Annotated in this window: 10 protein-coding genes; 3 read left to right on the top strand and 7 right to left on the bottom strand. The window is 71.0% G+C overall.

Features of this window, described 5'->3' with window-relative positions; genetic code table 11:
* Positions 1-306 precede the first annotated feature (306 nt).
* From FHL80_RS05845 to FHL80_RS05865, 5 genes are all read right to left on the bottom strand, one after another.
* Positions 307-1,992 (bottom strand): ribonuclease J, encoded by a 1,686-nt coding sequence (locus tag FHL80_RS05845; protein WP_216870462.1) that lies wholly within the window; start codon positions 1,990-1,992, stop codon positions 307-309.
* Between the two features lie 75 nt (positions 1,993-2,067).
* On the bottom strand, positions 2,068-3,483 hold the full coding sequence (locus FHL80_RS05850; RefSeq protein WP_246078486.1) for a mannitol dehydrogenase family protein: 1,416 nt from the start codon (positions 3,481-3,483) through the stop codon (positions 2,068-2,070).
* Positions 3,484-3,644: 161 nt separating this feature from the next.
* Entirely contained in the window at positions 3,645-4,649 is a 1,005-nt protein-coding gene (locus tag FHL80_RS05855; protein ID WP_138732515.1) for an aldo/keto reductase family protein, read from the bottom strand.
* A gap of 316 nt (positions 4,650-4,965) precedes the next feature.
* Positions 4,966-6,843: a glycosyltransferase family 2 protein gene (locus FHL80_RS05860; protein ID WP_138732516.1), complete on the bottom strand. Its 1,878-nt coding sequence runs from the start codon at positions 6,841-6,843 to the stop codon at positions 4,966-4,968.
* 462 nt (positions 6,844-7,305) lie between these two features.
* Positions 7,306-7,467, bottom strand: coding sequence for an SDR family NAD(P)-dependent oxidoreductase (locus FHL80_RS05865; RefSeq protein ID WP_138732517.1), 162 nt, complete (start codon positions 7,465-7,467; stop codon positions 7,306-7,308).
* Between the two features lie 151 nt (positions 7,468-7,618).
* On the opposite strand from FHL80_RS05865, the gene FHL80_RS26135 reads away from it, so the two are divergent.
* A complete protein-coding gene (locus tag FHL80_RS26135) occupies positions 7,619-7,786 on the top strand; it encodes a hypothetical protein (protein WP_246078487.1) in 168 nt (55 codons plus the stop codon).
* Between the two features lie 49 nt (positions 7,787-7,835).
* Complete coding sequence (locus tag FHL80_RS27020) at positions 7,836-8,054, top strand: PaaX family transcriptional regulator C-terminal domain-containing protein (protein ID WP_369333792.1); 219 nt, start codon at positions 7,836-7,838, stop codon at positions 8,052-8,054.
* A 763-nt stretch (positions 8,055-8,817) separates the two neighbouring features.
* On the opposite strand, the gene FHL80_RS05875 is transcribed toward FHL80_RS27020, so the two are convergent.
* Complete coding sequence (locus FHL80_RS05875) at positions 8,818-10,746, bottom strand: FAD-binding monooxygenase (protein WP_138732519.1); 1,929 nt, start codon at positions 10,744-10,746, stop codon at positions 8,818-8,820.
* An 85-nt stretch (positions 10,747-10,831) separates the two neighbouring features.
* On the opposite strand from FHL80_RS05875, the gene FHL80_RS05880 reads away from it, so the two are divergent.
* Positions 10,832-11,587 (top strand): IclR family transcriptional regulator, encoded by a 756-nt coding sequence (locus FHL80_RS05880; protein WP_138732520.1) that lies wholly within the window; start codon positions 10,832-10,834, stop codon positions 11,585-11,587.
* Positions 11,588-11,737: 150 nt separating this feature from the next.
* Here the strand turns inward: FHL80_RS05880 and FHL80_RS05885 are convergent, their stop codons facing one another.
* Positions 11,738-12,217 (bottom strand): fumarylacetoacetate hydrolase family protein, encoded by a 480-nt coding sequence (locus FHL80_RS05885; protein WP_342777319.1) that lies wholly within the window; start codon positions 12,215-12,217, stop codon positions 11,738-11,740.
* Between the last annotated feature and the right edge of the window lie 601 nt (positions 12,218-12,818).

The following is a 12,818-nucleotide window of genomic DNA, read 5'->3' on the forward strand; positions in this document are numbered from 1 at the left end:
GCGCAGCAGGAGTGCGTGCGCGAGGCACCGGACGTGCGAGGTGTGGATTGCCGCAGCAGGCGTCAGGCCGCCGGCGACGGAGCCCGGAGCATCGGCGGTCCGGAGGGCGACGACCACGAGGCCGTCGGCGTCGAACTCACCATACCCTGACGTCAGGGAAGTGTTGTCGTGGGGTGTGTCACCGTGTTCCCGCCTGCCCCGGCAGAGCGCCTCCGCGCGTTGAGCCACGCGACCCCGACCGGGCGCGGGCGACCCGCCGGCGACCACGAGGCCTCAGGCCCGCGCCCGCCCGGCGGGTCAGGTCGGTCAGGCGTCGATGACCACCGGGATGATCATGGGGCTGCGGCGGTGGCTGCGGTGCGCCCAGTTGGCGACGGCGCGGGCGATCAGCCCCTCGAGCTGGTCGACGGCGGTGACCCCCTCCTCCGCTGCGCGCGCCAGCTCCTTCTCGATCAGCGGCACCGCGGCGTCGAAGGATGCCGCCTCGTGCACGAAGCCCCGCGCCAGGAAGTCCGGCGGCTCAGCCAGTCGTCCGCTGTCAGCATCGATGATCGCGACCACTGTGATCACGCCTTCCTCGGCCAGCGTCCGCCGGTCGGTCAGCGAGGCCTCGGTCGCCCCGCCGACGGTGGACCCGTCCACGTAGACGTTGCTCGCCGGCACCGCGCCGGTGATCGACGCCCGGCCGCTGACCAGGTCCACCACAGCGCCGTCCTCGGCGAGCACGACCCGGCTCGGGTCGACCCCGGTGCGGATCGCCAGGTCGGCGTTGGCCTGCAGGTGCCGCCACTCGCCGTGCACCGGCAGGACGTTGCGCGGCCGGACGACGTTGTAGCAGTAGACGAGCTCGCCGGCGCTGGCGTGCCCGGAGACGTGGACCTTGGCGTTTCCCTTGTGCACCACGTTGGCGCCCAGCCGGGTGAACTCGTTGATGATCCGGTAGATGGCGTTCTCGTTGCCCGGGACGAGCGAGCTGGCCAGCAGCACGGTGTCGCCCTCGGCGATCCGGATGACGTGGTCGCGGTTGGCCATCCGGGACAGCGCCGCCATGGGCTCGCCCTGCGAGCCGGTGCAGACCAGGCAGACCTGGTCGGCGGGCAGCTTCTCCAGCACCTTGAGGTCGACCACCAAGCCCTTGGGCACCCGCAGGTAGCCCAGGTCGCGCGCGATGCCCATGTTGCGGACCATCGACCGGCCGACGAAGGCGACCTTGCGGCCGTGCTCGCGCGCGGCGTCGAGGACCTGCTGGATGCGGTGCACGTGGCTGGCGAAGCTGGAGACGATGACCCGCTTGGGCGCGGTGCGGAACACCTGCTCGATGGCCGGGGTCAGCTCGCCCTCCGACGTGGTGAACCCGGGCACGTCGGCGTTGGTGGAGTCGACCAGGAAGAGGTCGACCCCCTCCTCGCCCAGTCGCGCGAAACCGCGCAGGTCGGTGATCCGCCGGTCCAGCGGGAACTGGTCCATCTTGAAGTCGCCGGTGTGCAGCACCAGCCCGGCCGCGGTCCGGATCGCCACAGCGAGCGCGTCGGGGATGGAGTGGTTGACCGCGAGGAACTCCAGGCCGAAAGGGCCCAGGTCGATCCGGTCGCCCTCGGCCACCTGCCGGGTGACCGGGCTGATCCGGTGCTCCTTGAGCTTGGCCTCGATGAAGGCCAGGGTCAGCTTCGAGCCGACGACCGGGATGTCCCGCCGCTCCCGCAGCAGGTAGGGGACGCCGCCTATGTGGTCCTCGTGCCCGTGGGTGAGCACGACCGCCACCACGTCGTCGAGCCGGTCCCGGATCGAGGTGAAGTCGGGGAGGATGACGTCGATGCCGGGCTGGTGCTCCTCGGGGAACAGCACGCCGCAGTCGACGACCAGCAGCTTGCCGGCGTGCTCGAACACGGTCATGTTCCGGCCGATCTCACCCAGTCCGCCCAGGGCGATGACGCGGAGGCCTGAGCGGGGCAGTGCCGGGGGAGTGCGGTGATCGCGGCGCGTTCGACTCACGACGCTCACGCTACGTCAGGCTGACTGGGCAGCTGCAGCGCCGGTCTGCGCACCAGCTGCGGGCCCGCGGCCCGGTCAGGACACGAGGTCCGCCCCTTCGGTGAGTCGTTGGAGGGTGCCTCGGGCGCCGTGCCGGTGCAGGCAGTCCAGGGCCTGCAAGAACGGCGTCGCGAAGCGTTCCTCGTCGACGAGGTCCCCGAAGATGCTCCGCTCGGTCAGGAACGCGAGCGGGTCCGCCCGCTGTCGCCGGGCGTTGATCTGCAGGAGATCGGCGCGGCGGTCGACGAGCGGGACCGGCCGCCCCTGCTCGTCGAGTCCCTCCGCGAACCGTGCCCAGCTCGCGACGACGGCCGCTGCCCGGTGCACCTCTCCTCCTCGTGCGAGCTGGTCACGGACCACGGGGAGCACGAACTTGGGGATCAGCGCCGACGTCTGGGCGCAGAGCCGGGCGGCCGTGTCGGCGACCGCGGCGTTGGAGAACCGCTGGATCAGCGTTGCCTTGTAGGTCTCCAGGTCCACCCCGGGGACTGGATCCAGGGTCGGGGTCACCTCGCGGTCCATGTAGTCCCTGAGGAAGTGCGTCCAGAGGGGGTCCTGACAGGCCTCGTGGACGAACCGGTAGCCGGCGAGGACGGCGAAGTAGGCGAGGGCCTGGTGGCTGCCGTTGAGCAGGCGCAGCTTCATGGACTCGTAGGGCTCGACGTCGGGGACGAACTGCGCACCGGCGGCCTCCAGGGGCGGGCGGCCGGCGGGGAAGTCGTCCTCGACGACCCACTGGGCGAACGGCTCACAGACGACCGGCCAGGCGTCGACGATCCCGAACCGCTCCTCGATCATGGTGACGTCCTGTGGCCTGGTCGCCGGGGTGATCCGGTCCACCATGCCGTCCGGGAAGGACACCTCACGGTCGATCCACGAGGCCAGTTCCGGGTCGCGCAGTTCGGCGAAGGCGGTGAACGCCTGGCGGGCCAGTCGACCGTTCCCCTGCAGGTTGTCGCACGAGAGGACCGTGAACGGCGGGATGCCGCGTTGCCGGCGGCGGGCGAGGGCCTCGGTGACCAGACCGAACGCGGTGGTCGGCGTCGCCCCTGCGTCGAGGTCTGCCTGGATCGACGACGCCGATGGATCGAAGCGGCGGCTCACCGGGTCGACGTTGTAGCTGCTCTCGGTGATGGTCAGCGAGACGATCCGGGTGGGCGGTGCCGCCATCTTCTCCAGGACCGCCTCGGGGTCGTCGGGCGCGAAGAGGTACTCCACGATCGAGCCGATCACCCGTGCTTCGACCGAGCCGTCCGGGTGCTTGACCGCCAGTGTGTACAGACCGTCCTGGGCGTTCAGGGCATCCCGCATCCCGGCGTCTCTGGGGAGGACGCCGATCCCGCAGATGCCCCAGTCGAGCGCGAGCCCGGCGTTCATCAAGCGGTCCACGTACATGGCCTCGTGCGCCCGGTGGAACCCGCCCACCCCGATGTGCACGATGCCCGTGGTCACCCGACTCCGGTCGTACGTCGGAACGGGCAGTCTGGTGCCCAGGGAGTCCAGGGTGCCGGCATGGAGGGGGGTGGGAGGGCCGGTCGAGGAAGCACGGCGGAGCGTCATCCCCGGTCCTTTCCCTGACGTCAGGGTAGGTATTCTCGGGCCCGGCGGGCCGCTCAGCTCCTGGAAGACCTGTCCGCCGGGAGGAAGACCTGATCGGGGTCGCGCTCCACGACGTCGCCGAGCACCTCGTCGATGCGCGTGAGGACCTCGGCCGGCAGCTGGACGCCGGCGGCCTTGACGTTGTCGTGCACCTGCTCGGGGCGGCTGGCCCCGATGATCGCCGCGGCGACGTTCGGGTTCTGCAGCACCCAGGCGATCCCCAGTTGGGCCATCGACAGGCCGAGCTCGTCGGCGATGGGGCGCAGCTGCTGCACCCGGGTCAGCACCTCGTCGGTGAGGAACCCCTGCAGCTGGAAGCCGACGGCCGAGTGGCTCGCGCGGCTGTCGGCCGGCGGCTGCTGCCCGGGCAGGTACTTGCCGGTCAGCACGCCCTGGGCCAGCGGCGACCAGACGATCTGCGAGAGGCCCTCCTTCTCGCTGGTCGGCACCACCTCGGACTCGATGACCCGCCACAGCATCGAGTACTGCGGCTGGTTGCTGATCAGCTGGACCTCCAGCTCCCGGGCCAGCTCGGCGGCGGCGGCGATCTCCTCGGCGCGCCACTCCGAGACGCCCAGGTAGAGCACCTTGCCCTGCCGCACCAGGTCGGCGAAGGCGGTCATCGTCTCCTCCAGCGGCACCGAGGCGTCGTAGCGGTGCGCCTGGTAGAGGTCGACGTAGTCGGTCTGCAGCCGCTTCAGCGAGGCGTTGCAGCTCTCGGTGATGTGCTTGCGGGACAGGCCGCGGTCGTTGGCGCCCGGCCCGGTGGGCCAGTAGACCTTGGTGAAGACCTCCAGACCCTCGCGGCGCTGGCCGGCCAGCGCCCGGCCGAGGACGGACTCGGCCTTGGTCTGGGCGTAGACGTCGGCGGTGTCGAAGGTGGTGATCCCCACGTCGAGGGCGGCCCGCACGCAGGCGTGCGCGGCGTCCTCCTCGACCTGGCTGCCATGGGTCAGCCAGTTGCCGTAGGCGATCTGCGAGATGGACAGGCCGGAACGACCGAGGCGTCGGAACTCCACGACGGCCAACCTAGGTGGGCGGTCGGTGCTCGGCACGCGGAGCGCATGACGTAGCGGCGCGGCGCCGTCCTCGGTTCGCGCGCCCCGGGCAACGTGCGAGCGTGACGGCCGGGCGGCGCAGACGGCCGCCGGAGGGAACGACCACCCGGTCATCGGCCCGACAGCGAGGGGCATTGTGCGACCGGTCCACCGGCAGGTGCGCACGCTCCATCCGCTCCCACCCGCAGCGGCTCGACGACGAGGACGCGCGCTTCAGCCGCACGCCACCCGAGCACCGGGCCGAGGTCCGGCCCGGCGTCCGGGCGCGTGCTCCTCGTCATGCCGTTGCGAGCAGGTCAGGGCCTCCTCGTTCGTCCCGGCCTGCGATGACGGTGCGGAAGAAGGCAACGAGGTCGCTCACGTGCGCGTCGAAGGTGAATTGACTGCGCTGCGCCCACACGTTCCGACGCAGAGCCGACATGGCCGGCGTGTCAGTCAGCGCCCGGGCCAGCTCCTGCGGGTCCGAGTAGAAGAGCCCCAGCCCCCGGGCTGCCGTCAGCGTCTGCGTTGCGACGATGGACCCGTCGTTCCGGGGTTGGATCATGGGCAGGCCTGCTGCGGCCAGCGTGCCCATCCGCGCGGGGTAGTTGAGGTCGTCCCAGGTGGCGGCGTGCAGGTCGCCACCGTTGTGGCTGCGGACGTCATGCAGCCATCCGGCGTCGTACTGGGAGAACTCCTCCACCCAGCCATGCTGATCGACCTGAGGATGCAGATGGAAGTGGCGCGGCGCTCGCCTCCCCACCTCGTCCACCCACTCCTTCATCTGCAGGTGGGCCTTCTCGCTGTAGAGGTGCACGTGCACGCCGTGCCGGGCGAGTTGCTCGATGACGTCGGGATGCGGACCCATCGGCCTGCCCGGGATCACGGTGTGGACCTCCCCGTCACGCTCGGAGAGCAGAGGTGAGGGCTCACCCGTGAGCCATTCGGCCTTCGGCAGATCACCGTCGAGGACGTGGCTCATCCCCGAGCGGGTCTGCGGCACGGTGGCTGCGAACCAGTCCCGGAGTTCGGGGCTGGAATAGATCTGTCCGTCAGATCGCAGGTGCAGGTCCACCAGCTGCGGCCAGAGGCCACGCTCGAGGCAGAAGAACGGACCCTCCTTGAAGTGCCAGACGAACGGGATGTCGAATCCGGCCATGAGGACCTCGTGTGCGAAGGGCACCGCCTGCCAGTTCAACAACGCGTAGATCAGGTCGGGGCGCAGTTCCTCGACCGCCGCGCGCCACCCCTGTCTCGGCAGATCCTCGACGTGGCCGAAGGGGAGCGGCCCGACCGTGTTGAACCACACGGGGTCGTCGGTCCACAGCCCGTAGAGGGTGTGGCCGCGTTCTGCGAGGCTGAGGATGCGCTCGGGATTGTGGGCCAGTTCCCCGACGAGGAGGATCCGGAGCCCGTCCGGCGCTGGGGGAGTGGCGGGACGTTCGCGGAAACGCCGGTAGTGGCTGACTTCGTCGTGGAGATGACCGACGGAGCTCTGCAGACGCAACGGCTCCTGGACCCCGTAACGCACCCGATACGGGTTCAGCCCACCCCAGGGCTCGCGAAGGACCCGGTGGCGCTGCCGGGGATGGCTTCCCCACGTGGCGGTCACGGCACCGGTCCCCAGCGGTGGCTCCGCCGATGCGGACAGCCGGGACCAGAACATCCGCTCCAGGTCGTCCGTCGTGAGCTCGGCACGCTCGAGCCAGCGTTTCCGCGTGTGCCGGTGCATGACCTGGATGAGCTGCAGCGGCTCACCGTCGACGCGACCGGTCGTGGTCTGGTCCTGGCCGTGCCTCAGCCCCGAGAAGACGAACGGTGCCTCCGGGTGGGCGCCGAGCAGGGTGACCAGGGACGCGAGGTGGTCGACGTGCATGCGGTCGTCGCACGGCAGGTAGGTGATGAAGTCCCCGACCGCCACGTCGAGCCCGCGGTTCAGGGCCGCGCCCAGCCCTCGGTTGGCGGGAAACGCCTCGATCCGGACCCTCGGGTCATGCAGCTCGGCCCCGAGAGCGGCCTCGACGTCGCCGGGCGAGCCGTCGTCTACCACGACCAGCTCCCAGTCGGTACACGTTTGTGCGAGCAGAGAGGCGACCGCGCCCGGCAGGTAAGCCTCCTGGTCGAAGCACGGCATGATCACGCTGATCCGCGCTGGTGAGCGCTGGTCGTCCTGCATCGGCACCTCAAGGGGGCTGGGAGATGGAACTGTGCTCGGGCGCGTTCGGCTCCTCGGGCACTCTCGTGCCCGGTCGGAGGTGGGTAGTTCGTCTACCACGTCAATGACCGCCTCCGCCAGCCTGAGCTCGACCGCCCAGGTGCGGCCGAACGACCGGATGGCGGCCTTCGACGCGGCGTACACACCGAAGGCGGCGTCCCGTGCAGGGTGGAGGTGGAGCCGGCAAGCACCACCGAGGCGTGGTCGTTGAGCAGCGGCAGCATCTTCTGCAGCGTGAACAGCGTCCCGAACACGTTGCTGTCGAACGTCGCGGCGCAGTGCTTCGGGATGATCTCCCCGAGCGCGGCGAACTCGCCACCGCCCGCAGTGGCGAACAGGACGTCCAGCCCGGTGCCGAGGTCGTCGACACCTCGGCCAGTCGGTCCAGGTCGGGGAGGTCGCTCACGTCGCCGCGGACGCCGCTCACGGGACGGTCGAAGGCGGCGAGCGCTTCTCCAGCGACTCCTGCCGGCGCCCGGTGATGACGACCTGCGCGCCCTCCTCGGCGAACCGACGTGCGGTCGCGAGGCCGATCCCACTGGTGGCGCCGGTGACCAGCGCCGTCCTGCCCTCGAGCTGTCCCATGGTGCTGACTCCTCGTGCTCCGCTGGACCGCGGGCCCGTGCGGCGGCGGCTCCGGCCGGAACTCTGCGCCGCGCCCCGACCCCGAGGCATCGGTCGATCGACGGGCATCTCCGTGATGACCGACGCGGCCGGCGAGACGGTCACTTGACCGATGCGCGCCCCGGAGCGCCGCGAGGAAGGTCCTCGTCGCACGCACCCGACGGCCCGTGCAGAGGACACATCACCGGGAGACCCGATGGGCACCTACACCACCAAGGACGGCGTGGACATCTTCTACAAGGACTGGAGAACCGGGCAGCCGGTCGTCTTCAGCCACTGACTACCAGGACCTGGTCGGCCGCCTGGAAGGGCTGTCACCGGGCGCCGAGCTGGCCGCACTGTCCGGCCCTGAGGCCCTGCGGCTCCGGATCGAGCTGGTCGCCGACTATCGGCACTTCCCGTTCCGAGATCCCGACCTGCCGGTCGAACTGCTGTCCGACGACTGGCCGGGAGCCCGCGCGCACCGCCTCTTCGTCGGTGCGCACGAGGCGCTGGCGCCACCGGCCAACGCCTTCATCACCGACGTGCTGGCGCATCACGCGCCCTGAGCGGGCGGCCGGGGTCGTCGGCGATGCAGGGGTTCCGTCGGCTGGGCTTCCTGTGTCGCAGTGCGGTTGCCCGTCGCCTGAACGACACACTGTCCGGCTGCTGTTCAGCTCGCCGATTCGTCAACCGTCGGCCGGGACGGCGCATCGATCTCGTACCTGACCTCGGGTGAACTCGGGCGACCGCTCGTGTTCCTCGTGCACGGGCACGGCGCGAGCGCCCGGTGGTGGGACCACCTGGCACCTGGCTCGCCGACGAACACCGCGTCGCGGCCGTCGACCTCTCCGGGCACGGCGAGAGCGGCTGGCGGGCGTCGTACGGCTTCGAGGTGTGGGCCCGGGGTGCAGGGGCTTGCGATGATCGACACCCCGATCGGGGTGTCGCACCGGGATCCAGGCGGCTCGGCACCGCGGGAGATGCGGGTGTACGCCACCCCTGCGGAGGCGGTCGGCCGGTTCAGGCTGCTGCCGCCGGACCCGGGGACCAGTTCGGTCGTCGAGGCGCACATCGCGGAGCACTCGGTGCGGCCGGTCGACGGGGGATGGGCCGTCCCGTCCGATCCGGCTGCCGTGCGTCCGGTCCTGCTGCGCCTCGAGGAGGTCGGTGCGGCGTGCTGCCCGGTCGCCCTGGTCCGTGGGGAGCGGGGGATCGCGACCGCGCAGACGACGGCGGCCGTAGCCGCCCGCGTCGGCATCGGTCAGCCGGTCGCACTGATCGCCGTCCTCCGCCTCCTGCTCAGCAGCTGGTGGCACGCCGCCGACGGGGTCAGCGGGCGTCGACCAGCACGCCGGCGAGCAACTCGGCCAGCTCGTCGTGTGCGTGCAGGGGCAACACGGCGGCCACGTACTGGTCGGGGCGGACGAGCACCATGCAGCCGGCCGCCCGGTCGATGCCGCGGGCATCGAAGAGGTCGCCCGCCCGCGGATCGGGGCAGAAGACCTTCTCGTGGTCCACGAGCCCGAACCTGCCCTTCCTCGGCCGCAGCACAGGAGGGAGTTGATCGACGGCGACGTCGCGGTGCCCCTGCTGGTAGACGGCGCGGACGTCGATGACGGAGTCGGGGTCGGCACCGACCGGGGTGTACCGGGCGACCGGTGACTTCTCCGCGGCCAGGAAGTCACACAGCGCCCAGGTGGGGGAGCCCGCCGAGGACGGATCGGCGGGGTCGGCGAACACGTAGAGGCGCCAGGCGCCGTCGGCCCGGGCGGCGTGGCCCAGCTGCACGGGCTTCGCGTCGGCCAGCCGGATCGCGGGCGCGGAGTGGAAGCGCATGCCGATCGGGAAACCGGTGGCGAGGTGCTGGAACTCCGGCCCGGCGGTGATCATCGAGGGCGTGTACCGGGTCGCGACCCCGGCGGTGAAACGCCCCTGGGCGGCGAAGTACCGCTGGAACTCCGCCGGGTCCACGCCCTCGCCCTCGCCGTCCCCGGACTCCTTCGGGGGTGCGCTGAACATGGCGGCGAACTCGCGGTCGAAGTCGATGAGCTCCTGGGCGATGGCCTGTCGCTCGGCGGAGTAGGTGTGCAGCAGCTCCGGCCGGGCCGTGCCCCGCAGGACGCCGGCCAGCTTCCAGCCCAGGTTCCAGGCATCGGCCATGGACACGTTCATGCCCTGGCCGGCCTTGGCGCTGTGCGTGTGGCAGGCGTCGCCGGCGATGAACACCCGCGGCTGTCGGCTACCGACCTCGTCGGCAGGCACGTCGTCGAACCCGTCGCAGAGCCGCTGGCCGATCTCGTAGACCGACCACCAGCCGACCTCCTTCACGTCGATGCGGTACGGGTGGAGCACGCGGTTGGCGACGGCGGCCAGCTTCTCCGGCGTCACGCTGCGCTCGTCCAGCATCTCCCGGTCGTTGACCTGGTCCAGCTCGATGTAGAGGCGGACCAGGTAGCCACCCTCGCGCGGGATGATCAACAGGTTGCCCTGGTTGGCGGACAGGATGGCGCTCTTGAGCCGGATGTCGGGGAAGTCGGTGACCGCCAGGACGTCCATGACGCCCCAGGTCTGGTTCATCGGGTCGCCGACCAGTTCGCGGCCGATCGCCGTCCGGATGCTGCTGCGGGAGCCGTCGCAGCCGACGACGTACCGCGCCCGGACGGTGGAGGTGCGGCCGGTCTCGCTGCCGTCCTGCAGGTGCTGGAGGGTGACGATGACCGGGTGCTCCGGGTCGAGCTCGGCATCGATGGTGAGGTCGCTCGCGTGCAGCCCGTAGGTCGGTTCCAGCTTGCTGGCGGAGCGCGCCATCGCGTCGCGGAGGTAGGCCAGCATCCGGGCCTGGTTGACGATGACGTGGGGGAACTCCGACAGCCCCTCCTCGACGTCGTCGATCCGGCCGGTCCGGATGATGCGCGCAGGCGCCTCGGGGTCCGGTCGCCAGAAGGACACCTCGTTGACCCAGTAGCCCTCGGCCACGAGCTGATCGGCCAGCCCGAACGCCTCGAACATCTCCACGGTGCGGCAGGCGACGCCGTCGGCCTGGCCGATCTCGAGGGGACCCTCGCGGCGGTCGATCACCAGGGTGGTGATCTCGGGGAACGCGGCCAGCTGCGCGGCCAGCACCAGTCCGGCCGGCCCGCACCCGACGATCAGGACGTCGACCTCGTCCGGTACGCCCTCGGGCCGGTCCGCCACGGAAGGATGTGGCTGCTCGACGAGCGGGTCCCCGGGGCGGTAGCCGTTGAGGTAGAACTGCACGTTCGCCTTCTCTCCCTGACGTGACACGAGCGGGCTTCGTTCGAGCGTCTCGCGTCTCCCGTTCAGGGGGATAGCCTTTTCTGTCATGCAGAACAGACCGACGTACACGGTGGGCTCCGTCGACTCGGCGTTGCTGCTGGCGACCCTGCTCCAGCAGGAGGGGGCGATGCGGGTGACCGACGTCGCCGCCCGGGTCGGCATCTCCGTCTCGACCGCTCATCGGTTGCTGGGCACGCTGGTGTACCGGGACTTCGCCGAGCAGTTGTCGGACCGCCGGTACGGCCCCGGCCCGGTTCTGCGGCGGGGGGCGGTGCAGCAGGCGCCGGTTGCCGCCCTCCGGGAGGTCGCCTTACCGCACCTGCGGCGCCTCGTCGACGCGGTCGGTGAGACGGCCAACGTGCTGGTCCTGGCCGGCCCGGACGTCCGGTTCGTCGCCACCGTCGAGTGCGATCGCGTGCTGCGGGTCGGCGACCGCACCGGTCGGGCGCTGCCGGCGCACCTGACCTCCGGGGGCAAGGCGGTGCTCGCCACGCTCGACCCGGCCCAGCTCGCCGCGGTCCTCGCTCCGCTCGAGGCGGATGAGTCGGCCGCGCTGGAGCGTGAGCTCCGCACGATCCGGCGTCGGGGCTTCGCCGTCAACGACGAGGCGACCGAGGCCGGACTCACGGCCGTGGGGGTCGCCGTCCCGGCTGCCGGCGGGGTCGCCGAGGCTGCGTTGTCGGTGGCCGCGCCCACGGCCCGGTGCTCTCGAGACCGAGTACCGGTCTGGGCGGCAGCACTCGGTGAGACCGCTGCCGCCATCGCTCACGAGCTCGCTGACACGGCTCATCCGGGCGGATAGCGCCACATCCGGGGCGCAGGGCTCCAGCGCAGGCGGTGGCAGTACAGCGACCGGTACTGCGACGCCGCTGGGCGGCGTCCTCAGGCCGCACGTGCACGGGTCGTCGGCGGAGCCCGAACACGGGCGGTTCGTCTCGTCGTGATCCGCAGGTCAGCAGGCGCGATTCCGAGTGCGCGGTCGCGGTCGCGCCGGGCGCACCGGCGGCAGCTCGAGGCCCGCGACGACGCGATTCCGGATGGTGCCGATGCCTTCCACGGTCATCTCCACGACGTCGCCCGGCTGGAGCGGGGGAGTGGAGAGCTCCCCGCGCCGGCCCCAGAGCTCGCCGAGGCATCCGCCGTTGCCGCAGGTGCCGGAGCCGAGGACGTCGCCAGCAAGGGCGCGGTGTGCAGCCTCGTGCGGGAGCTGTCGATCGAGTTCGCCCCCCGGGTCACTGTCAACGCAGTGGCTCCCTCGGGGATCGCGGGGAGCCAGCTCCACGGGCCGCGGGCCCTGGGACTGGAAGAGTCGAAGCAGTCCGACATCCCCGCCGACGCCTTCCGCGCCCAGTTCGAGGCGCAGGTGCCGCTGTAGCACCTCCCCTCGCCCGCGGAGTACGGGGCCTCCTACACCCTGCTGGCTTCCAAGCACAACAAGGTCATGACCGGGCAGACGGTGATCGCGGACTCTGGGGCGCTCAACCGTGCGCTGATCAGTGCGAGTCCCGCGACCTTCGGCATCCCGGTCGGCGACTGAGCGGAGCACCCGAACCCGAGCAGCAGCAGAGGGCGGTCTCGGCGTACGGCAACCGATACTGCAACGCGGTGCACACGACCACGGACCGGGACGGATGACCACGGACGCCGCGCCCCTGTGACCTGCAGAAACGGCACGCGGTGAACAGTCACGGACAAGCGCCCGGAGCCAGGGGTCAAGGGGTCGCAGGTTCTCATCTTGTCGGCCCGACAGAGAGACCGCAGGTCAGAGGGACATCGCCCGTCAGGGCGAGGCCCCTCTGGTCGTCAGTACTGCAACCGGTACTGCAACCGCGAATGTGTGCGGCTCGGGTCACCAAGGCAACGCGCTGTCCAGGCGGTCCGCAGCCTCGCGCTGCTGCGCCGGCCTGACATGGCTGTAGAGGTCCGCGGTGATCGCCGGGGGAGCTTGTGCAGCGTCATCACGAACCGACGCCATGAAGACCTGTCCCGCATCGAGAGCACCGTCGGTGAGCTCCTACGTGTCAACGCTGGCC

Source organism: Modestobacter excelsi, from assembly GCF_005930495.1.
In the GTDB taxonomy this organism is placed as follows: Bacteria; Actinomycetota; Actinomycetes; order Mycobacteriales; family Geodermatophilaceae; genus Modestobacter; species Modestobacter excelsi.

What these genes read in the sequence shown, in the direction of transcription:
- FHL80_RS05860 (WP_138732516.1), bottom strand. Translation starts at nt 6,843, where the DNA reads ATGCAGGACGACCAGCGCTCACCAGCGCGGATCAGCGTGATCATGCCG.
- FHL80_RS05865 (WP_138732517.1), bottom strand. Translation starts at nt 7,467, where the DNA reads ATGGGACAGCTCGAGGGCAGGACGGCGCTGGTCACCGGCGCCACCAGT.
- FHL80_RS26135 (WP_246078487.1), top strand. Translation starts at nt 7,619, where the DNA reads ATGCGCGCCCCGGAGCGCCGCGAGGAAGGTCCTCGTCGCACGCACCCG.
- FHL80_RS05880 (WP_138732520.1), top strand. Translation starts at nt 10,832, where the DNA reads ATGCAGAACAGACCGACGTACACGGTGGGCTCCGTCGACTCGGCGTTG.